This window comes from Stenotrophomonas sp. 62841_Sma (genome assembly GCF_056482945.1).
The window spans coordinates 4599029-4620403 of the sequence record NZ_CM151224.1 but is presented as its reverse complement, the minus strand read 5'-3'; the positions used below and the strand labels follow the sequence as shown (position 1 = coordinate 4620403).

Annotated in this window: 19 protein-coding genes; 14 read left to right on the top strand and 5 right to left on the bottom strand. The window is 66.5% G+C overall.

All coding sequences use genetic code 11. From position 1 onward, the window contains the following. Window positions 1-41: 41 nt before the first annotated feature. From ACZK5G_RS21485 to ACZK5G_RS21475, 3 genes are all read left to right on the top strand, one after another. On the top strand, window positions 42-731 hold the full coding sequence (locus tag ACZK5G_RS21485; protein WP_032129128.1) for a glutathione binding-like protein: 690 nt from the start codon (window positions 42-44) through the stop codon (window positions 729-731). 144 nt (window positions 732-875) lie between these two features. Continuing rightward, window positions 876-3101, top strand: a complete 2226-nt coding sequence (locus tag ACZK5G_RS21480; protein ID WP_121504164.1) for a S9 family peptidase — start codon at window positions 876-878, stop codon at window positions 3099-3101. Window positions 3102-3126: 25 nt separating this feature from the next. After that, a complete protein-coding gene (locus tag ACZK5G_RS21475; RefSeq protein WP_032129126.1) occupies window positions 3127-3642 on the top strand; it encodes a cytochrome c oxidase assembly factor Coa1 family protein in 516 nt (171 codons plus the stop codon). Window positions 3643-4270: 628 nt separating this feature from the next. Here ACZK5G_RS21475 and ACZK5G_RS21470 read toward each other — a convergent pair. Further along, window positions 4271-4825 carry a DUF6990 domain-containing protein gene (locus tag ACZK5G_RS21470; protein ID WP_478464750.1) on the bottom strand — a complete coding sequence of 185 codons (555 nt, stop codon included), beginning with the start codon at window positions 4823-4825 and terminating at the stop codon, window positions 4271-4273. Window positions 4826-4984: 159 nt separating this feature from the next. On the opposite strand from ACZK5G_RS21470, the gene ACZK5G_RS21465 reads away from it, so the two are divergent. Then, a complete protein-coding gene (locus ACZK5G_RS21465; protein WP_478464748.1) occupies window positions 4985-5302 on the top strand; it encodes a hypothetical protein in 318 nt (105 codons plus the stop codon). A gap of 38 nt (window positions 5303-5340) precedes the next feature. After that, window positions 5341-7140 (top strand): DUF885 domain-containing protein, encoded by a 1800-nt coding sequence (locus ACZK5G_RS21460; RefSeq protein WP_478464746.1) that lies wholly within the window; start codon window positions 5341-5343, stop codon window positions 7138-7140. Window positions 7141-8274: 1134 nt separating this feature from the next. Here the strand turns inward: ACZK5G_RS21460 and ACZK5G_RS21455 are convergent. After that, window positions 8275-8739, bottom strand: a complete 465-nt coding sequence (locus ACZK5G_RS21455) for a hypothetical protein (RefSeq protein ID WP_014038879.1) — start codon at window positions 8737-8739, stop codon at window positions 8275-8277. Between the two features lie 184 nt (window positions 8740-8923). Here ACZK5G_RS21455 and ACZK5G_RS21450 point away from each other — a divergent pair, with 184 nt between their 5' ends. The 4 genes from ACZK5G_RS21450 (at window position 8924) to ACZK5G_RS21435 (ending at window position 11523) form a co-directional block, all read left to right on the top strand. Then, window positions 8924-9172 carry a hypothetical protein gene (locus tag ACZK5G_RS21450; protein WP_006475755.1) on the top strand — a complete coding sequence of 83 codons (249 nt, stop codon included), beginning with the start codon at window positions 8924-8926 and terminating at the stop codon, window positions 9170-9172. Window positions 9173-9294: 122 nt separating this feature from the next. Continuing rightward, a complete protein-coding gene (locus tag ACZK5G_RS21445) occupies window positions 9295-10212 on the top strand; it encodes a bestrophin family protein (protein ID WP_010482217.1) in 918 nt (305 codons plus the stop codon). Between the two features lie 19 nt (window positions 10213-10231). Then, entirely contained in the window at window positions 10232-11221 is a 990-nt protein-coding gene (gene hemB, locus ACZK5G_RS21440) for a porphobilinogen synthase (protein ID WP_164162331.1), read from the top strand. Window positions 11222-11253: 32 nt separating this feature from the next. After that, entirely contained in the window at window positions 11254-11523 is a 270-nt protein-coding gene (locus ACZK5G_RS21435; protein WP_049400875.1) for a hypothetical protein, read from the top strand. Between the two features lie 150 nt (window positions 11524-11673). On the opposite strand, the gene ACZK5G_RS21430 is transcribed toward ACZK5G_RS21435, so the two are convergent. Continuing rightward, window positions 11674-12546 carry a TolB family protein gene (locus tag ACZK5G_RS21430; RefSeq protein WP_478466545.1) on the bottom strand — a complete coding sequence of 291 codons (873 nt, stop codon included), beginning with the start codon at window positions 12544-12546 and terminating at the stop codon, window positions 11674-11676. A 48-nt stretch (window positions 12547-12594) separates the two neighbouring features. Between ACZK5G_RS21430 and aroE the strand changes: the two genes are divergently transcribed. The 3 genes from aroE to dinG all read left to right on the top strand — a co-directional run bounded on the left by aroE (window position 12595) and on the right by dinG (window position 16067). Further along, window positions 12595-13440: a shikimate dehydrogenase gene (gene aroE / locus ACZK5G_RS21425; protein WP_071228545.1), complete on the top strand. Its 846-nt coding sequence runs from the start codon at window positions 12595-12597 to the stop codon at window positions 13438-13440. A gap of 3 nt (window positions 13441-13443) precedes the next feature. Beyond that, window positions 13444-13797, top strand: coding sequence for a hypothetical protein (locus tag ACZK5G_RS21420; RefSeq protein ID WP_279912895.1), 354 nt, complete (start codon window positions 13444-13446; stop codon window positions 13795-13797). Window positions 13798-13964: 167 nt separating this feature from the next. Then, window positions 13965-16067 (top strand): ATP-dependent DNA helicase DinG, encoded by a 2103-nt coding sequence (gene dinG / locus ACZK5G_RS21415; protein ID WP_478464744.1) that lies wholly within the window; start codon window positions 13965-13967, stop codon window positions 16065-16067. 151 nt (window positions 16068-16218) lie between these two features. Here the strand turns inward: dinG and ACZK5G_RS21410 are convergent, their stop codons facing one another. Both ACZK5G_RS21410 and ilvD read right to left on the bottom strand, forming a co-directional pair. Beyond that, on the bottom strand, window positions 16219-16836 hold the full coding sequence (locus tag ACZK5G_RS21410) for a hypothetical protein (protein WP_478464742.1): 618 nt from the start codon (window positions 16834-16836) through the stop codon (window positions 16219-16221). A gap of 138 nt (window positions 16837-16974) precedes the next feature. Beyond that, window positions 16975-18813 carry a dihydroxy-acid dehydratase gene (ilvD, locus tag ACZK5G_RS21405; RefSeq protein ID WP_478464740.1) on the bottom strand — a complete coding sequence of 613 codons (1839 nt, stop codon included), beginning with the start codon at window positions 18811-18813 and terminating at the stop codon, window positions 16975-16977. A 312-nt stretch (window positions 18814-19125) separates the two neighbouring features. Here ilvD and ACZK5G_RS21400 point away from each other — a divergent pair, with 312 nt between their 5' ends. Beyond that, complete coding sequence (locus ACZK5G_RS21400; RefSeq protein WP_014038869.1) at window positions 19126-19698, top strand: DUF1190 domain-containing protein; 573 nt, start codon at window positions 19126-19128, stop codon at window positions 19696-19698. A gap of 7 nt (window positions 19699-19705) precedes the next feature. After that, window positions 19706-20884, top strand: a complete 1179-nt coding sequence (locus ACZK5G_RS21395) for a glutathionylspermidine synthase family protein (RefSeq protein WP_478464738.1) — start codon at window positions 19706-19708, stop codon at window positions 20882-20884. Window positions 20885-21375 lie beyond the last annotated feature (491 nt).

Sequence of the window (21375 nt, the reverse complement as noted above, 5' to 3'; positions counted from 1 at the left end):
CACTAGACTTCAGGTTCCTTTCCGCACCCCGAGCCGCCGCCATGATCGACCTGTATTACTGGCCCACCCCGAACGGCCACAAAGTGACCCTGTTGCTGGAAGAAGCCGGCCTGGAGTACCGCATCCATCCGGTCAACATCGGCTCGGGCGACCAGTTCAAGCCGGAATTCCTCGCCATTTCGCCGAACAACAAGATGCCTGCGATTGTCGACCACGCCCCGGCCGATGGCGGCGCCCCGCAGAGCGTGTTCGAGTCCGGCGCGATCCTGCTGTATCTGGCCGAGAAGACCGGCCAGTTCCTGCCCAGCGACCCGCGCGGCCGCGTCACCACTCTGGAGTGGCTGTTCTGGCAGATGGCCGGCCTGGGCCCGATGAGCGGCCAGATGGGCCACTTCAACGTGTATGCGCCGGAAAAGATCCCCTACGCGATCGAGCGCTACGACAACGAAGTGCGCCGCCTGCACGGGGTGATGGACAAGCGACTGGCCCAGCACGCCTTCCTGGCTGGCGACGCGTACACCATTGCCGACATGGCCAGCTACCCGTGGATCGGTGCCTACGACAAGCTGCCGGTGGATTTCGCCGCGTTCCCGAACCTCAAGCGCTGGCACGAAGCGATTGCTGCACGCCCGGCCACCCAGCGCGCCTATGCCCTGCGCCAGCAGGTGAACCCCAACGCCGGCAAGCCGCTCAGCGACGAAGAGCGCAAGCACCTGTTCGGCCAGCGTTGACCCGGAACGGTGGGTGCCGACCGTTGGTCGGCACGCCTCATGGGCAGAAGGTCATGCTGCCTTCCCGCACCGGCTTGGTTAGGATGGAGGCTGACCGCCCCGCGTCCATCGCGGTGGCGGACCTGTCGTTTGCCGGGATCCTCCATGCGCCACCTGTTCGCTTCGCTCGCCCTCATGCTCGCCACCAGTACCGCCGCCCACGCTGAAAAGCTGACCCTGGAAGCCATCACCGGCCCGCTGCCGCTTTCCGGCCCGACCCTGATGAAGCCGAAGGTCGCCCCCGATGGTTCGCAGGTCAGCTTCCTGCGCGGCAAGGACAGCGACCGCAACCAGCTGGACCTGTGGACCTATGACATCGGCAGCGGCCAGACCCGCCTGCTGGTGGATTCGAAGGTGGTGCTGCCCGGCACCGAGACCCTCAGCGATGAGGAAAAGGCCCGCCGCGAGCGCCAGCGCATCGCCGCGATGACCGGTATCGTCGATTACCAGTGGTCGCCGGACGCGCAGCGCCTGCTGTTCCCGTTGGGCGGCGAGCTGTACCTGTACGACCTCAAGCAGCAGGGCCAGGCCGCAGTGCGCCAGCTGACCCACGGTGAAGGATTCGCCACCGACGCCAAGCTGTCGCCCAAGGGCGGTTTCGTCAGCTTCATCCGCGGCCGCAACCTGTGGGTGATCGACCTGGCCAGCGGCAAGCAGCTGCAGCTCACCCGCGACGGCAGCACCACCATCGGCAACGGCGTGGCCGAGTTCGTCGCCGACGAGGAAATGGACCGCCACACCGGCTACTGGTGGGCGCCGGATGATTCGGCCATCGCCTTCGCGCGCATCGATGAAGCACCGGTGCCGGTGCAGAAGCGCTACGAGGTCTACGCCGACCGCACCGACGTGATCGAGCAGCGTTACCCGGCCGCGGGCGACGCCAACGTGCGCGTGCAGCTGGGCGTGATCGCACCGGCCGCCGATGCGCAGCCGCGCTGGGTCGACCTCGGCAAGGAACAGGACATCTATCTGGCTCGTGTCGATTGGCGCGATGCGCAGCACCTGAGCTTCCAGCGCCAGTCGCGCGACCAGAAGCAGCTGGACCTGGTGGAAGTGGCGCTCGATTCCAATCGCCAGCGCGTGCTCGCCCACGAGACCAGCCCGACCTGGGTGCCGTTGCACAACAGCCTGCGTTTCCTCGATGACGGCAGCGTGCTGTGGTCGTCCGAGCGCACCGGTTTCCAGCATCTGTACCGCATCGACAGCAAGGGCAAGGCCACCGCGTTGACCCACGGCAACTGGCCGGTGGACGAACTGCTGGCGGTCGATGAGAAGGCTGGCAAGGCCTACTTCCGCGCCGGCATCGAGACCTCGCGCGAAAGCCAGATCTACGCGGTGTCGCTGCAGGGCGGTGAGCCGCAGCGCCTGTCCAAGGCACCGGGCATGCACAGCGCCAGCTTCGCCCGCAATGCCAGCGTCTATGTCGACAGCTGGTCCAACAGCACCACGCCGCCGCAGATCGAACTGTTCCGCGCCAATGGCGAGAAGATCGCCACCCTGCTCGAGAACGATCTGGCGGACCCGAAGCATCCGTATGCGCGTTACCGCGATGCGCAGCGCCCGATCGAGTTCGGCACGTTGATGGCTGCCGATGGCAAGACCCCGCTCAACTACAGCCTGATCAAGCCGGCCGGCTTCGATCCGTCCAAGCGTTACCCGGTGGCGGTGTACGTCTACGGTGGCCCGGCCAGCCAGACCGTCACCGACAGCTGGCCCGGCCGTGGCGACCACCTGTTCAATCAGTACCTGGCCCAGCAGGGCTACGTGGTGTTCTCGCTGGACAACCGCGGCACCCCGCGCCGTGGCCGTGACTTCGGTGGCGCGTTGTATGGCAAGCAGGGCACGGTGGAAGTGACCGACCAGCTGCGTGGCGTGACCTGGCTGAAGCAGCAATCGTGGGTGGACCCGGCGCGCATCGGCGTGCAGGGCTGGTCCAACGGTGGCTACATGACCCTGATGCTGCTGGCCAAGGCCTCGAACCAGTACGCCTGTGGCGTGGCCGGTGCGCCGGTGACCGATTGGGGCCTGTACGACAGCCACTACACCGAACGCTACATGGACCTGCCGGCGCGCAACGAAGCGGGTTACCGCGAAGCGCGCGTGCTGACCCATATCGACGGCCTGCGTTCGCCGCTGCTGCTGATCCACGGCATGGCCGACGACAACGTCTTGTTCACCAATTCGACCAGCCTGATGAGCGCGTTGCAGAAGCGTGCACAGCCGTTCGAGCTGATGACCTACCCGGGTGCCAAGCATGGCCTGTCCGGCGCCGATGCCCTGCATCGCTACCGCGTGGCCGAAGCCTTCCTGGGACGCTGCCTGAAACCCTGATCCACAGCCGGGAAGGAGCCCGCCGATGACCCTGCCACCACCGATTCCCGCCCATCGACAGACGTCCGCCGGTTGGTGGTGCCGTCATTGGCGCTGGGCGATGCCGTTGACGGTGGTGCTGGTGCTGGGCGGCGCCGGTGGCGTGGTGACCTGGAGCGTGCTGCGCTGGAGCGAGGCGGCACGCGAGAGCCCGCCGATGCGCGAAGCGTTGCGCCGCGCGGGCTGCAGCATCGAACTGGTGGAAGCCTTTGGCGAGCCGCTGCATATCGAATCGATGCCGCTGGGCAGCATGCAGACCGCGATGAACGGCCAGCGCGACGTCGGCCTGACCGTTGCGCTGGAAGGACCGCATGCGCACGGCCGGCTGTTCGTGCAGGGCAGCCGTCGCGATGAAGTCTGGGATTACCCGGTGATGTATGTACTGGCCGAAGACAAGCAGACCTTCGACCTGACTGCACTGGATGACGACGAGGCTGCGGGGGAGTGCGAGCTGCAGGCCTGCCGTGAGCGTGGCGAATGCCCGCTGACCGCCGCGCTATGACCGCACGATCGCCGAGACCGAGGCTGTCGTGATCCGCCACAGTTGAATTCACTTGCCGATCGGGCCTCGGCTGAGCGCGGCATGTCTGGTCTGAGGCCAATCAGTGCCGACACCACACGACGCTGATGAACCAGTTCGCGAGTGGCGAAGCCTTCAATCCTCACTGCTTCGATAGCGTGGATTGATAGTGCGAACGACGTTCCGGATGGGTGGCACAGGTCCCCTCCAATGATTGAGCCGTTGCAGCGCAGATCTGGCTGCAACGATTCACTTCATACTGGAAGGAGCGTGCAATGCGAACGTATGCAACGTATGCGTTGTCCACGATCCTTCCGAACCCCTGTTCGATAGCGTCCAGAATGTGATCTACCGGCCTGCGGGTGACGAAGGTGCACAACGAGAGGAGCGCTCGATCCCAGGCATGTAGTGGGTGGGCAGGGTGAAGCCCGTAGCGTTTGATGTTGAAGGGAAGCCAGGGCAGCCCCCGTACGTGAGAATCTGATCGGACGCTTCAGGAACGCATGCGAGATTCAGCCATGGGTTCTGGCATTACACGCTGGACGGGGATCGACTGGTAAAGCTTGATGTGCGCCGCGCTCTACGAATTGCCGGGGCTATTTGTTATCGGTCAAGCCCTATGTTTTTGGGCTATCGAAATTGCTCTGTCAATCATTTCGGAAGTTATGTATGGAACAAAGCCAAGATGATCACCCAGCTCAAAATGTCTCCGGTACGATTCAAGGCGATCCACCTCCCCGGCAATCGCCAATGCCGCCAAGTGACGAAGCGGCATGGCGCCTTTAGCATCTGTTGGCAGATTTCTATAAGCAGCCAGTCCATCTTCAAGGCTTTGAGCATGCGCCCAAGTGATCGCTTTCTCTGACAATCTGGACACATCATTAGCTGAGAGCTCGACCAACTTCTCAGGGAGTTCATTGCTAACAATTACAGGGACATGATCTCTCCCCTCACCCAGGATTAGTCCAACTGTTGTTGAGAATTCCTCTGATGAGATTGAAGGCATAAGTGAAACGCGAAAATGATCCGACCTTTTCCCTACGTACGGAATAACCTGAACTTGGCGATGACCAAAATTCATTATGCAGAAGTAGTCTCCCACCTCATCTCTCCCACAGACCCAGCCTTGCTCCTTCAGGACTGAAACCACATATTTTTCGTTCATCACTTAGCACCTGGAAAATTCATAGCTTCAATTGGAATGCCATTTGGGTAACCGTGTTCTCTAAGCGGTATCCCGGGTATCAGGCCGAAATCGTCTGCAAATTTCCATCTGGGAATTGAACTGCCATCTCGAATTTGTGGAAGAATTTCAGGCTGTCGAATGCTCAAGTCTGCTCCTCCCGTTTTAACCCAAATGATTTTCAGCTTTCAATTCAACGCGGAAGACGTGCCTGGCTGGCGTACCGTCATGGCCTTGGAGCGCGGCGGCCGGTCCTGCCCGCGGGCGAACATCTGGTCATCTCCGCTCATCCAGCATGAGGGCGTGCCAACGGGATCCGTTGATCTTCACGACAACGCAAGAGTCCTGCGCGAAACGAAGGGCATCGTAGCCAGCTTCTATCCGGATCCGCCATTGCATGATCCCGATGTCCCAGATGTGGTCGCCGTGACCTCCAGCCGATTGTCGCCATCGCCGTGAGCGCGTAAGTTGCGGGCAACCCTTTGCTGGAGTGTCCCATGAAGCCGATCGCGCTGGCCGTTGCCCTGGCCCTGACTGCCGCCCCGTTGCTGTCCGCACCGCCGGCGCTGGCTGCACCCGCCGCCAAGGCCGCGACTCCCGCCAGCCCTGCCTGGGTCGCCCGCAGCAATGCACTGGCGCAGATCCTGCTTGATGCACAGGGTCCGTTCCAGCCGGAGGAAACCGGGTTCTTCGGCGTTCCCGGCTACGACGACAAGGTGGCCGACCTCGGCCCGGACAACGGCAAGCGCTACCGCGCCGCGATGGCCAAGGCCCGCGACGAACTGAAGGCAAAGCTGGCCGCCGAAAAGGATCCCAACGTCCGCCAGGACCTGGAGATCATGATCCATGCCGCCAGCCAGAACATCGAAGGCAGCGAGCTCAACGAGAAGTACCTGTTGCCGTGGAGCGATGCGCCGCAGACGGTGTTCAGCGGCCTCAACCTGCTGCTGTCCGACCAGGTGCCGGCCGAGCGCCGGGCCAAGGCGATCGACCGCCTCAAGGCCTATGCCGGCCTGCAGCCCGGCGGCACCGCGTTCACAACGCTGGCGCGCCAGCGCTATGAAGAGCGCTTGAAGGACAGCAGCCTGCTGCAGCCGACAAAGATCGAAGTGCAGCAGTCGCTGGACAACGTCGAGACCTACATCACCGGCATCGAGTCGCTGCTGAAGAAGTACCAGATCGCCGGTGCCGATGAAGCAATGAAGGCGCTGGCCGGGCAGATGAAGGACTACGCCAGCTGGACGCGCACCACCGTGCTGCCGAAGGCTCGCACCGACGCACGCCTGCCGGCGCCGCTGTACGCCTACCAGCTCAAGCAGGTCGGCATCGACATCGACCCGAAGCTGTTGATGCAGCGCGCGCAGCTGGAGTTCATGGAAACCCGATCGGCGATGCAGCAGCTGGCGCCGCTGGTGGCGAAGGACAAGGGCCTGAAGGTGGCCGACCCGAGCGACCCGGTGGCGGTGATCCGCGCGCTGAAGGCCGACAAGATTGCCGACGATCATCTGGAAGGCCACTACCGCAAGGTGATCGACGCGATCGATCCGCTGATCCGCGAGCACGCCATCGTCGACGTGCCCAAGCGTGCCATGCAGATGCGACTGGGTTCGGCCGCCGAGAGTGCTGCGAGCCCGGCGCCGCATTTCCTGCCGGCGCCGCTGGTCAACAACACCGGGCAGCAGGGCACCTTCGTGCTGCCGCTGGGCAACCCGGCGGCGGGCCCGGGCGCGCAGTACGACGACTTCAATTTCGGTGCGGCGGCGTGGACGCTGAGCGCGCATGAAGGCCGCCCCGGCCACGAGCTGCAGTTCACCGCCATGGTCGAGCGCGGCGTCTCGCTGGCACGCACCATGTTCGCGTTCAATTCGGTGAACGTGGAGGGCTGGGCGCTGTATGCCGAAGCCGAGATGGTGCCGTACGAGCCGCTGGACGGGCAGATGATCGCCCTGCAGTTCCGCCTTCTGCGTGCCGCGCGCGCGATGCTGGACCCGATGCTCAACCTTGGCCTGACCGATCGTGCCAATGGCGAGCGCGTGCTGATGGAGCAGGTCGGCCTGTCCAAGGCGATGGCCACCCAGGAACTGGACCGCTACATGGTGCGCATGCCGGGCCAGGCCGGAAGCTACTTCTACGGCTACACCCGCATTCTGGAACTGCGCATGCAGACCGAGCTGGCACTGGGCGCGAAGTTCGACCGCCTGGCGTTCAACAACTTCCTGCTCGACCAGGGCCTGCTGCCGCCGGACCAGCTGGCCGATGCGGTGAACAAGGTGTTCGTGCCGAAGTACAAGCGCTGAGCATCACCGGGTAGTGCCGGCCGCTGGCCGGCGTCGCGGGTTTCGTGCCAACCAAGGTTGGCACCTACCAGAGCGATGCGTCGGTTGTTGCAGGGGTAGTGCCGGCCGCTGGCCGGAAACCGGTGTTGGTAGATGCCGACCTTGGTCGGCGCTGTGGGTTTCGTGCCAACCAAGGTTGGCACCTACCAGAGCGATGCGTCGGTTGTTGCAGGGGTAGTGCCGGCCGCTGGCCGGCAATTGCCGTTGGTAGATGCCGACCTTGGTCGGCGCTGTGGGTTTCGTGCCAACCAAGGTTGGCACCTACCAGAGCGATGCGTCGGTTGTTGCAGGGGTAGTGCCGGCCGCTGGCCGGCAATTGCCGTTGGTAGATGCCGACCTTGGTCGGCGCCGCGGGTTTCGTGCCAACCAAGGTTGGCACCTACCAGAGCGATGCGTCGGTTGTTGCAGGGGTAGCGCCGGCCGCTGGCCGGCAATTGCTGTTGGTAGATGCCGACCTTGGTCGGCGCCGCGGGTTTCGTGCCAACCAAGGTTGGCACCTACCAGAGCGAAGCGTCGGTTGTTGCAGGGGTAGTGCCGGCCGCTGGCCGGCAATTGCCGTTGGTAGATGCCGACCTTGGTCGGCGCCGCGGGTTTCGTGCCAACCAAGGTTGGCACCTACCAGAGCGACGCGTCGGTTGTTGCAGGGGTAGTGCCGGCCGCTGGCCGGCAATTGCCGTTGGTAGATGCCGACCTTGGTCGGCGCCGCGGGTTTCGTGCCAACCAAGGTTGGCACCTACCAGAGCGATACGTCGGTTGTTGCAGGGGTAGCGCCGGCCGCTGGCCGGCAATTGCCGTTGGTAGATGCCGACCTTGGTCGGCGCCCCGGGTTTCGTGCCAACCAAGGTTGGCACCTACCAGAGCGACGCGTCGGTTGTTGCAGGGGTAGTGCCGGCCGCTGGCCGGCAATTGCCGTTGGTAGATGCCGACCTTGGTCGGCGCCGCGGGTTTCGTGCCAACCAAGGTTGGCACCTACCAGAGCGATGCGTCGGTTATTGCAGGGGTAGTGCCGGCCGCTGGCCGGCATTTCCCTTGGGCAGAGAGGATTCCTGAGGTTGCCGGCCAGCGGCCGGCACTACCGGCGGTGACCCTCTCGGGTCACCGCTGCGGCTGCGGTGTGATCACCTGTGTCGGCAACCGCGCGGGCGGTGCCGGATTCGGCACCCAGATCGCGACGCCGGCGGCGCGCTTCTGCGTGGTCGGAATACCGATGCCGACGCCGCCACCGACGTGCGAGCCGAACGTGCCGGCGCCGACCGACATGCCCACCGGCGAGCCACTGCTGCCCACGCCCATCAACACCACGCCATTGGCGCCGAGCGCGGCGGCCTCACGCTTCAGGCGTGCCACGGCGGCATCGGTCTGGCCCTGGGTGCCGAAGCCGACGGCGGACGCCGATTCCAGCTGGGCGATTTCCTGTGAACCGGCCGGTGGCGTCGAATAGATCTGCACCAGCGCCGGATCGATCGGTGCGCGGGCGCGGCCCAGCATCACCTTGGAGGTACTGGCACAGCCAGCGGCGACCAGCAGGATGGCCGCCAACGCGGCCCAACGGATGTTCATGGCACGACCCCTGTAGGACTGGTTGCGATCATCGGCGGGCCACTCTGAATCGGCGCCAACACCCGGGCCAGGGCACGCACGGCAGCACGCTAGCACGGCGGGGGTGACAGCCCCGCCAATGGCAGTAGGCGGCGGCAGCGGGAACGTCTATGGTTGGGGCAGGAACCAACTGCGGGAGAGCGGCATGGGTGTGATCAGTCTGTTGTGGGGCGTACTGGCGCTGTTGTGGATGATCCTGGCGCTGATTCCACTGCTGGGCTGGGGCAACTGGTTCCTGATCCCGTTCGCTGCGGTGGGCGCGGTGATCGCCGCGCTCGGCATCCTGTTCACCCACCCGAGCAAGCGCGGCCGGGCCTGGGCCGGCCTGGTCCTGAACGGCATCGTGGTGGTGGTCGGCATCCTGCGCCTGGGCCTGGGTGGCGGCGTGATCTGAGCCCGCACCCGGGTGCGACAGGGCGTCGCAGGCGCACGGCCCATGGCCGGGCAGGGGCGTACAATGAATGGCTGCGCGAGCCCCCCGCGTGCCTGTGAATCCGCGCCCGGCGCGGCTGCCCCATGATCATCCGACCCCGTCCCCACGGCTGGCAACTGCTTTACATCCTGCGCGGTTCGATCGTCAAAGCGATCGCGCCCAAGGTGCTGGCCATCCTGATCCTGTCCATTGCCGTGGCTGCGGTGGTGGAACTGGCGCCGCCCACCGGCATCGAACGCGTTTCCGTCACGCCGTTCACCCTGCTCGGCCTGGTCCTGTCGATCTTCCTCAGCTTCCGCAACAGCGCCTGCTACGAGCGCTGGTGGGAAGGCCGCAAGCTGTGGGGCCAGCTGGTCTACGAATCGCGCTCGCTGGCCCGCCAGGTGAACCTGCTGCTGGCCGATGACACCGGCCGCCGCCGCCGCATCGCCTACCTCACCACCGCCTTCGCCCATGCACTGGCCGGTCGCCTGCGCGGGCGCATCGTGGCGCTGATGGCCCTGCCGTGGCTGGACAAGCGCCAGCGCGAACAACTCGGGCAGCGCGAGAACGTGCCCGACGCGCTGCTCTCGATGATCGCTGCGGAACTGGCGCAGGCCCTGCGTGCCGGTGACCTCGACCCGATCCTCTACACCCAGCTGGAAGAACGCCTGCACGCGATGTCGTCGATCCAGGCCGGCTGCGAGCGCATTCTCACCACGCCGCTGCCGTTCGCCTACACCCTGCTGCTGCACCGCTGCGCGTGGATGTTCTGCGTGCTGCTGCCGTTCGGCCTGGCCAGTTCGCTGGGCTGGGGCACGCCGGTGCTGTCGGCGGTGCTGGCCTATGCCTTCTTCGGTCTGGACCAGCTGGGCGAAGAAATGGAAGACCCGTTCGGCCTGGAGCCGAACGACCTGCCGCTGGACGCGCTGGTGCGCACGATCGAGATCGACCAGCTCGACGCGCTCGGCGAACGCCCATTGCCCGAACCCCTGCTGCCGCAGGGCTACCTGTTGCAATAGCCACTCCTCGGAGCCTGCCATGTCCCACCCGCTTTACCGCCCGCGCCGCATGCGCCATGACGAGTTCTCGCGCCGCCTGATGCGCGAGAACACGCTGACCACCGACGACCTGATCTACCCGGTGTTCGTGCACGAACTGGCTGGCCGCACCGCGGTGCCGTCGATGCCGGGCGTGGAGCGGCTGTCGATCGAAGAACTGCTGAAGGTGGCCGAAGAGGCGCTGGAGCTGGGCATTCCGGTGATCGACCTGTTCCCGGTGATCGACCCGTCGCTGAAGTCGCTGGACGCGTCGGCGGCGTGGGCCGAAGACGGCCTGGCGCAGCGTGCGATCCGCGCGCTGAAGTCGCGATTCCCGGAACTGGGGGTGATGACCGACGTGGCACTGGACCCGTACACCACCCATGGCCAGGACGGCATCATCGATGACAAGGGCTATGTGCTCAACGACATCACCGTCGAAGCACTGGTCAAGCAGTCGGTATCGCACGCCGAAGCCGGCGTGGACATCGTCTCGCCGTCGGACATGATGGACGGCCGCATCGGCGCGATCCGCCGTGCGCTGGATGCCGGCAACCACATCAACGTGCGCATCATGGCCTACTCGGCCAAGTACGCCTCAGCGTTCTACGGTCCGTTCCGCGATGCGGTGGGCAGCGCGGCCAGCCTCGGCAAGGCCGACAAGAAGACCTATCAGATGGACCCGGCCAACGGCGATGAGGCCCTGCGCGAGATCGCGCTGGACCTGGAAGAGGGCGCCGACATGGTAATGGTCAAGCCGGGCATGCCCTACCTGGACCTGGTGCGCCGGGTGAAGGAAAAATTCGGCGTGCCGACCTTCGCCTATCAGGTGAGTGGCGAGTACGCGATGATGAAGGCCGCCTTCGCCAACGGCTGGCTGGACGAACGCGCCTGCGTGCTGGAGTCGCTGCTGGGCTTCAAGCGGGCCGGCGCCGATGGCGTGCTGACCTATTTCGCGCCGCAGGTGGCGCGATGGCTGCGCGAGCGCTGACAATAGCGCCACGATAGACGGAGGATTACGCGATGGGACCCGAACTGGGATGGATGCAATGGCTGATCTGGGGCATCGGTACGCTGGTGTTCGGCGCCATCATCGTCGGTGTCTTCATCGCGGCCTGGCGGGCCGGCAAGCGCCCGCCGGAGCAGCTCTCCGCCGCCCGCCATGTCGCCCGTGAGCAGGCCCTGCCGGACAGCGTGCAGGCCGAACTGGCCGCGTTGAACCAGCGCAAGGACAATGGCCAGCTGAGCGAGATCGAGTACGAGCAGCAGCGCGCCAAGGTGTTGTCGCGCTGACGGGTGGGTGCCAATCTTGGTTGGCACTTTCCCGCATGCCAACCAAGGTTGGCATCTACCAAGCGGCCATCCACGCACGGCGTGGATCTACCGCACGCACCTGGCGCCTCCATCGCCCGGGTAGCCGCCAACCTTGGTTGGCATTTGCCGTCACCGTGCGCCCGGTAGGCACCCGGCCACCGCCACCACCTTCGGCACGGCCAACCGGTACACATCCACGCCACCGGCACGCGGTGCCTTCGCCGCACTGCTGGCGACCATCATCTCGCCGGGCTTGGCGTTGTCGATCACCGGCGCGCCGGTCCAGCCGCTGGCCTGGTTGAACGACAGCCCCAATGGCTGCAGCGCCGCACCGGTCCACGCACAGCCGCTGCTCCACACCTGCGTGCTCGTGCCGTTGCCGCGGCTGAACACCACGGCGCCGTCATGCCCCAGCCAGTCGCCGTCGGTCTCGTCGTCGGCGCTGTTCAACGCGCTCAGTGCGCTGGCCGGGCCACGCAGTCCCTGCGCATCCAGCGTCGCCACGAACAGGTCCCAGCCGGCGCCACGGCCCTGCTGGCGGGCAAACAACAGCTGCCTGCCATCCGCGCTCAGGGCCGGCCCACGCTCTTCCCGGCGGCCCGCGTCGCCCGCCAGCAGCTGCGCGGTACCCAGTTGGCCATCGGTGGCGAGAGCGGCCCGATACAGCGCCAGCTTGCCCTCGCGGCCGGCCGCGAACAGCAGCCAGCGGCCGTCGCGGCTGAAGTAGGGATCATGGGCCTCACCGGCCACGCCTACCGGCAAGGCCTGCGCCTGCTGCCAGCGGCCGTCCACCACGCGCGCCTCCCACAGGCCCCAACCGGCCTCGCCACGGCGGGCGAAAACGATGCGCTGGCCATCGGCGCTGATCGTGGCGCGGCCCTCGTCGGCACGGGTCGAGACTACGCCCATGCCTTCGATGCCGTACTCGTTCAACGCCATCGCCACGGGGGCAGAGAGTAGACTGGCGGCAAGCACCAGCAGGGGCGGGGTGATGCGCATCATCCGGGTCCGTGCACGAAAGAGCATCAGTCTAGCCAGCTTGAGGATTCCATGACCGACCGTTACGCCGTCTTCGGACACCCCGTTGCCCACTCGAAGTCGCCGCAGATCCATGCGACGTTCGGTCGCCAGGAAGGCATCGCGGTGGATTACCGCGCGATCGACCTGGCCCCGGATGCGTTCCTGGCCGGCCTGGAAGCCTTCGCCGCCGACGGCGGTGTCGGTGCCAACGTCACCTCGCCGCACAAGGAAGCCGCGTTCTCGGTGTGCACCACGCTGACTGCACGTGCGCGCCGCGCCGGCTCGGTCAACACGCTGCTGCGCAAGGGCGACCGCTGGCATGGCGACACCACCGATGGCATCGGCCTGGTGCGTGACCTGACCGACCGCCATGGCCTGGACCTGCGTGGCCGCCGCATGCTGCTGATCGGTGCCGGCGGCTCCGCGCGCAGCGTCGCTCCGGCCTTCCTTGATGCCGGCATCACCGAGCTGGTGGTGGTCAACCGCACGCCGGAACGCGCCGATGAACTGATCGACGCGATGGGCGAACCGGGCCGCGCGATCAGCCGCTACTGGGAAGACCTGCGCGAGCTGGGCGACTTCGAGCTGATCGTCAATGCCACCTCGGCCGGCCGCGACCGCGACGTCGAGTTCAAGCTGCCGTTGTCGCTGGTCAACTCGATGACCACCGCCGTCGACCTGAACTACGGCGAGGCCGCCATCGCCTTCCTGGCCTGGGCGCGCGCAGCGAACTGCCGCAATACTGTGGATGGCCTGGGCATGCTGGTCGAGCAGGCCGCCGAGAGCTTCCTGCAGTGGCACGGTGTGCGTCCGCAGACCGACGAGGTCTACCAGACGCTGCGGCAGGGCTCGGCCGTGCTGGCCGGCGAGGACTGATCGATGGACAACACGACCCTGATGGTGACGGTGCTGAGCATCGTGGGCGTGCGCCTGCCGGTGCTGATCGCACTGTGCGTGGGCCTGGTCTGGGTGGTCGGCGCACCGCGCGATGCCACCCGCACCGGCGCCCTGGTCGGTCTGGTGCTGTTGCTGCTGTCCAGCCTCGGCGGCATGGCCGCCGGCATCCTGCCGATGTGGTTGATCAACAGCGGCAACTTCGACGCCATCTCGGGCATGAGTGCCATCCTTGGCGTGCTGCATTTCGCGCTGGCGATGGTCGAGGCCATCGGCGTGGTGCTGCTGGTGTGGGCGCTGGTGCGCCTGCTGCGTACCCGTTCGATCCCGGCGTCCTGACCGGTCGCGCCGGGCCATGCCCGGCGTATCTGGCCCATGAGCGGTCCGGCCATCGGACCGTGACCGCCGCCTGGCGTCGTCGCTGGCCCGTTCAGGGTGCCAGCGACGGTGAACGCGGCCGGCCATGCGACAATGACCGGCCTGATCCAGCCACGGTACTTCCCGGCGTGACCGAAACCGTCGCCGCTCCGCGCACGCTCGATGACACCTTGAAGGACGCGATCCGCAAGGCGTACACGACGCTGCAGGCCAATACCCCCGGCTTCTCCACCCGTCGCTCGCAGAGCCAGATGATCGGCGTGGTGTCGCGTGCGCTGTCGAAAAGCGGTGGCGTCGGCGTGGTCGAAGCGCCCACCGGCGTCGGCAAGAGCCTGGGCTACCTCACCGCAGGCGTGCCGATCGCGCTGGCCAGCAAGAAGAAGCTGGTGATCAGCACCGGCACCGTGGCGCTGCAGTCACAGCTGGTCGAGCGCGATATCCCGAATTTCCTCAAGGCAACCGGCCTGGAAGCGACCGTGGCGCTGGCCAAGGGCCGTACCCGCTACCTGTGCACGCGCAACGCCGCCGAGGCGCAGGGCGAGGGTTCGCAGGGCGGCATGTTCGAGGATGACGCGCCCTTGTTCGACCGGCCGCTGGCGCCGATCGAGATGGACATCGCCAAGCGCCTGACCGACGCCTTCACCGGCGGCAGCTGGGATGGCGACATCGACAACGCGCCGGAGACCATCAGCCCCGGCCTGCGCAGCCGCATCACCACGCCGGCTTCGGGCTGCGCCGGGCGTCGTTGTGCCTATTCGGCGCAGTGTGCGGTGCTGCGTTCGCGCAATACGGTGCGCGATGCGCAGATCGTGGTGACCAACCACGCGCTGCTGCTGTCGGCACTGTCGATCGGTGACAGCGACAACGGACAGCCGCTGATTGCGCCGCCGTCGGACATGCTGCTGGTGCTGGACGAAGGCCATCACATCGGCAACGTGGCGATCGACCAGGGTGCGGCCAGCCTGGCGCTGGACGAGATGGCCAAGCGCACTGGCCGCCTGCAGATCCTGATTGCCGGCGCCTACCGCGCGGTCGACAAGGATCGGTTGGGCAACCTGCTGCCGAACGAAGCGATCGACGTCGCCAGCAACGTGGCCAAGCAGCTGCGCGCGTTTCGTGACCACATCGAGCGGGTGTGGATGCCGGCACCGGCCGACGAAGAGCCGATGTGGCGCGCGGCCAATGGCCGCCTGCCCGAGGCCTGGCGCGAGCCGATCGAAGCGCTGGCCGACGACACCCGCAGCCTCTACAACTGGGCGCATGCCGCCACCGCGCAGGTCGCCAAGGGCAAGCCGGACGATGCCGCGCGCGAGCGCCTGCAGCGCAACCTGGGCATGGCGCTGGAAATGATCGAGCAGCAGTACAACCTCTGGCAGGCCTGGCGCCGCGAGGACAAGGACGGCGCGCCGCCGATGGCGCGCTGGGTCACCGCCACCCGCGACGGCGACCTGGTGCTGCATGGCTCGCCGGTGTCGGCCGCGCACGTGCTGCGCAAGCTGCTGTGGGATGAAGTGGACTCGGTGGTGATGACCTCGGCGACGTTGACCGGCGGTGGTGATTTCCAGTCGCTGGCGATCGACAACGGCATTCCGGAAGAGGCCGAGATGGTCTCGCTGTCGTCGCCGTTCGACCTGCCCAACCAGGCCGAGCTGATCGTGCCGAAGTTCCCGGTCACGCCGGACGACCGCGAAGGCCACCCGCGCGAAGTGGCGCGCTACCTGGACACCGAACTGGACTGGGCCAAGGGCTCGATGGTGTTGTTCACCTCGCGCTGGAAGATGGAGAAGGTGGCCGGGCTGATGTCGGCCGCGCGCCGCAAGCAGGTGCTGGTGCAGGGCGAGATGTCCAAGACCCGGCTGATCGACGAGCACCTGCGCCGCGTGGCGGCAGGCGAAGGCTCGGTGCTGTTCGGGCTGAATTCGTTCGGCGAAGGCCTCGACCTGCCCGGTGAGGCCTGCACCACGGTGGTAATCACCCAGGTGCCGTTCGCGGTGCCGACCGATCCGCAGACCGCCACGCTCAGTGAGTGGTTCGAGGGGCGTGGCCTCAATGCCTTCAACCTGATCGCGATTCCGCACGCGCTGCGCACGCTGACCCAGTTCGCCGGCCGCCTGATCCGCACCTCCACCGACACCGGCCGCGTGGTGATCCTCGATTCGCGGCTGCTGACCCGCCGCTACGGCAAGCGCATCATCGACGCGCTGCCACCGTTCAAGCGCGTGATCGGCTGACCGGTAGCAAAAAGGGGACGGAGGGAATTAAGTCGTTTATGGCAAAAACGACTTAATTCCCTCCGTCCCCTTTTTTGCGAGCACTGTACAGATGCCGGCCAGGGGCCGGCACTACCGCACGGGCTGACGATCGGACAGCGGCGCTTGGTGGTTACCGGGTGCCTGTTTCAGGCGTCCGGCAGCCTGGCCCATAGGCCTCCATGTAGGGTTTGCCGAAGCAGCGCAGTAGCCCATCAAGCACATCCAGGTTGGGCGGCCACGGCATCTGCACCTGCTGCCCGCCTTCGGTGGTGAACTGGTAGCGACCGTCCTTGATGTTCTCCACCATCGCGGTGGGCGTCGGTATCGCGACCAGCCTCGCACGAGCCTTCTCCAGGGCGCTGCGGTCCTGGCGCAGGAACGCGACCATGCCGTCCACGTAGGCATTCCAGTAACCCGGGTCGCCCGCGTTCACGGGTTTGTGGCTGCGTTCCATCAGCGTGATCGCCTGCGCGGTCTGCCCCAGCTCCGCGCGCAGCTGGCCCTCGTGCCAGGTGATGATGACGTTGCCTTCTGCCTTGGGCAGAGCGCCGTAGGCGGACAGCAGGTCGGCCGCTTCGCGGGTACAGCCACGGTCGGCCAGCGGGCGCCAGCCACCTGCCAGGTCCTGATCGAATCGGCCAGGTTCCATCGCCAGCATCGCTGCACGGTCGTAGCTGCAGTCGGGGGCTTTGGGCGGTTCTGCAGACATGCCCATGGCAGCGGCCAGCGCAAAGGAAAGCAACATCATCTCAACCTCCGTGTTGGTGACTTCCTGGACCACCATAACGGATCAGGAGGGGTAGCGCCGGCCGCTGGCCGGCAACCTCATTGATGTGGGGCGTCGCAGTGCAGATGCCGGCCAGCGGCCGGCACTACCGCACGGGGGTCAATCGCCCAGCAGGGCGGTGTTGCGTACGGCGCCCTTGTCGGCGCTGGTGGCGAGGAGCGCGTAAGCCTTCAGCGCGCTGGTGACCTTGCGCGGGCGCGGTGCGCGCGGCTTCCAGCCGCGGGCATCGGCGTCGGCGCGGCGCTGGGCCAGCGTGGCCTCATCCAGCAGCAGGTCGATGCGGCGGGCCGGGATGTCGATGCGAATGCGGTCGCCGTTTTCCACCAGGCCGATGACACCGCCACTGGCGGCTTCCGGCGAGACATGGCCGATCGACAGGCCCGAGGTTCCGCCGGAAAAGCGGCCATCGGTGAGCAGCGCACATTGCTTGCCCAGCCCCTTCGATTTCAGATAGCTGGTCGGGTACAGCATCTCCTGCATGCCGGGGCCGCCCTTCGGGCCTTCGTAGCGGATGACCACCACCTCGCCCGGCTGCACCTCGTCAGCGAGGATGCCGGCGACGGCGGCGTCCTGGCTTTCGTAGACGCGCGCGGGACCTTCGAACACATGGATCGACTCGTCCACGCCGGCGGTCTTCACCACGCAGCCATCGATGGCCAGGTTGCCGCGCAGCACGGCCAGCCCGCCTTCCAGCGAATACGCGTGCTGCAGCGAGCGGATGCAGCCCTCGGCGCGGTCCACGTCCAGCGTCGGCCAGCGCGTGGCCTGGCTGAAGGCTTCCTGGGTGGGGATGCCGGCCGGGCCAGCCTTGAAGAAGGTATGCAGGGTGTCGTTGTCACTGCGCACCACGTCCCAGCGTTCCAACGCGTCGGCCAGGCTGGCGCTGTGCACGGTCGGCACCGTGGTTTCGAGCAGGCCGGCGCGGTCCAGTTCACCGAGGATGCCGAACACGCCGCCGGCGCGATGCACGTCCTCGATGTGGTACTTCGGCGTGTTCGGCGCCACCTTGCACAGCTGCGGTACGCGCCGCGACAGCGCGTCGATGTGGGTCAGGTCGAAGTCGACCTCCGCTTCCTGCGCGGCAGCCAGCAGATGCAGGATGGTGTTGGTGGAACCGCCCATGGCGATGTCCAGGGTCATCGCGTTGGCGAACGCGGCCTGGGTGGCGATGCCGCGCGGCAGCGCGCTCGGGTCTTCGCCGCCATACCAGCGGTGGCAGAGTTCGACGATCAGGCGGCCGGCGCGGCGGAACAGCGCCTCGCGGTCGGCGTGGGTGGCCAGCGTGGTGCCGTTGCCCGGCAGCGACAGGCCCAGTGCTTCGGTCAGGCAGTTCATCGAGTTGGCGGTGAACATGCCCGAGCAGGAGCCGCAGGTGGGGCAGGCGCTGCGCTCGAACGCCGCCACCTTCTCGTCGGAGGCGCTGTCATCGGCGGCCACCACCATCGCATCGACCAGGTCCAGCTTGTGCTCGGACAGCTTGGTCTTGCCCGCTTCCATCGGACCGCCGGAGACGAACACCACCGGGATGTTGAGGCGCAGCGCGGCCATCAGCATGCCGGGGGTGATCTTGTCGCAGTTGCTGATGCACACCAGCGCGTCGGCGCAGTGCGCGTTGACCATGTACTCCACGGCGTCGGCGATGATCTCGCGGCTGGGCAGCGAATACAGCATGCCGTCGTGGCCCATCGCGATGCCGTCGTCCACGGCGATGGTGTTGAATTCCTTGGCGACGCCGCCGACCTGTTCGATCTCGCGCGCGACCAGCTGGCCGAGGTCCTTCAGGTGCACGTGGCCGGGCACGAACTGGGTGAAGGAGTTGGCGATGGCGATGATCGGCTTGTGGAAGTCGCCGTCCTTCATGCCGGTGGCACGCCACAGGGCGCGGGCGCCGGCCATGTTGCGGCCGGCGGTGGAGGTGCGGGAGCGGTATTCAGGCATGGCTGGCGGAACGGGCGGGCCGTACAACGTGGGGGTCAGCCGATCATGGCCAATTTTTTCGGTTGCTGCTGCAACCACCCGTTTTCGGTAGATGCCGACCTTGGTCGGCGCCGTGCCGTGTGTGCCAACCAAGGTTGGCACCTGCCAGAGCGGTGCGCCGCCCGGGGTCGGATCCCATCGCGGCGCGATGGGCTCTGACCCCAATGCCCGACGAAAATGAAAGTCCGTTCATCTTTCGGACTTTGCCGATTCCGGTTGCTGGTCCGGATTTGGCATCATTGGGGCATTGATCCGTCGACAGGGCATGAGGCCATGAAACGTTCCCGCACCACCGCGCTGCTGCTGATGAGCGCTGCGCCGCTGCTGTTCACCGCCTGCCAGAAGGAGCCGGAGGTGAAGGTGCAGGAAGGCCTGTACACCTCGGTGGAGGCCTGCACCGAGGCCACCGGCGATCCGTCGTCGTGCCGCAATGCCTTCGCCGAAGCGCAGAAGCAGGCCGCCGATGCGGCGCCGAAGTACGCCAGCAAGGAAGCCTGCGAGAAGGACTACAAGCCGGAACAGTGCGTGCAGCAGCACACCTCGGCCGGTACCTCGTTCATCGGCCCGATGATGATGGGCTTCTTCATGTCGCAGATGCTGAGCAACCGCGGCGGCCTCGCGCCGCAGGCGCCGGCGGCGTCGCCGGCCTACCAGGACAAGAGCGCCGGCTGGGCGCGCCCGGCTCCGGGCGGCAGCGGTGGCCTGAACACCGCCAGCGGCATCGGCGCCGGCAAGGCGGGCCTGGCCCCGGTCACCAGCGAGCCGAACCGTGCGGTCACTGCCAGCCGTGGTGGCTTCGGCAACACCAGCGCGCGCCGCAGCACCAGCGGCAGCTACGGCGGCTGATCGACCCATGCAGCGTATCCGGATTGCCGAGCGTGCCCAGTGGCGGGCACGCGCGGATGAAGCGGGTTTCCGCTTCCACACCATCGACGGCCAGCCGTACTGGGATGAAAGCGCGTACTACGCGTTCACCCTGCGCCAGATCGAGCAGGACATCGAAGACCCCAGCGCCGAGCTGCACCAGATGGCGCTGGACCTGGTCGGTGATGTCATCGGCAGCGAACGCCTGATGGACCAGCTGGCGATTCCGTCGCATTACCGCGACTGGATCACCGACAGCTGGCGCCAGCGCCAGCCGCATCTGTACGGTCGCCTGGACCTGGCCTACGACGGTACCGGCCCGGCCAAGCTGTACGAGTTGAACTACGACACGCCGACCTCGCTGTTCGAGGCCAGCTTCTTCCAGTGGCAATGGCTGGAAGACCAGCGCAATGCCGGTCGCCTGCCGCAGCATGCCGACCAGTTCAACGCGATCCACGAAGCGCTGGTCGAACGCTTCGGCGAACTGGCCACGCAGCTGCCGCCGCCGCTGTATTTCAGCGCCGTGGGCAGTTCGGAAGAAGACCGCGGCACCGTGGAGTACCTGCGCGACTGTGCGTCGCAGGCCGGCCTGCATGGCCAGGCGATCGCCATCGAGGATATCGGCCTGTCCGAGGACGGGCGCTTCACCGCGCTGGACGATTCGGTGATCGGCACGCTGTTCAAGCTGTACCCACTGGAAGACCTGATGGCCGAGGAGTTCGGCCGCGCGCTGCCCGGCTCGGGCGTGCAGCTGCTGGAGCCGGCGTGGAAGGCGGTGCTGAGCAACAAGGGCATCCTGCCGCTGCTGTGGCAGCGCAACGTGGGCCATCCGAACCTGCTGGAAGCGCATTTCGATGACGGCAGCACGCTGGCGTCGGGCTGGGTGCGCAAGCCGCTGTTCTCGCGCGAAGGCGCCAACATCGAGATGCACCTGGCCGATGGCAGCACCCAACGCAGCGACGGTCCCTACGACGGCCCGGCGATCATCCAGCGTGCGCATCCGCTGACCCGCTTCGAAGGCGGCTACCCGCTGATCGGCAGCTGGGTGGTGGGTGACCACGCCTGCGGCATCGGCATCCGCGAGGACGACAGCGCGATCACCCGCGACAGTGCGCGCTTCGTGCCACACGCGATCGTTGATGAGGCACCGACGCGGATCTACGTCTGATGACGGTGCGGCGCCCCCGGGCCGGCGTGGGCAACCGACGCCGGTCGTAGAACAACCGCTGTGGGTAGTGGCCGACTTTGGTCGTCGCTGTGGGTTCGTGCCAACCAAGGTTGGCACCTACCAGAGCGGTGCGTCGGTTGTTGCAGGGGTAGTGCCGGCCGCTGGCCGGCAATCGCCGTTGGTAGATGCCGACCTTGGTCGGCGCCGTTGATTCCGTGCCAACCAAGGTTGGCACCCACCAGAGCGGTGCGTTGGTTGTTGCAGGGGTAGTGCCGGCCGCTGGCCGGCAACCGGTGTTGGTAGAGGCCGACCTTGGTCGGCGCCGTGGGTTCGTGCCAACCAAGGTTGGCACCCACCAGAGCGATGCGTCGGCTGTTGCAGGGGTAGTGCCGGCCGCTGGCCGGCAATCGCCGTTGGTAGAGTCCGACTTTGGTCGTCGCTGTGGGTTCGTGCCAACCAAGGTTGGCACCTACCAGAGCGGTGCGTCGGTT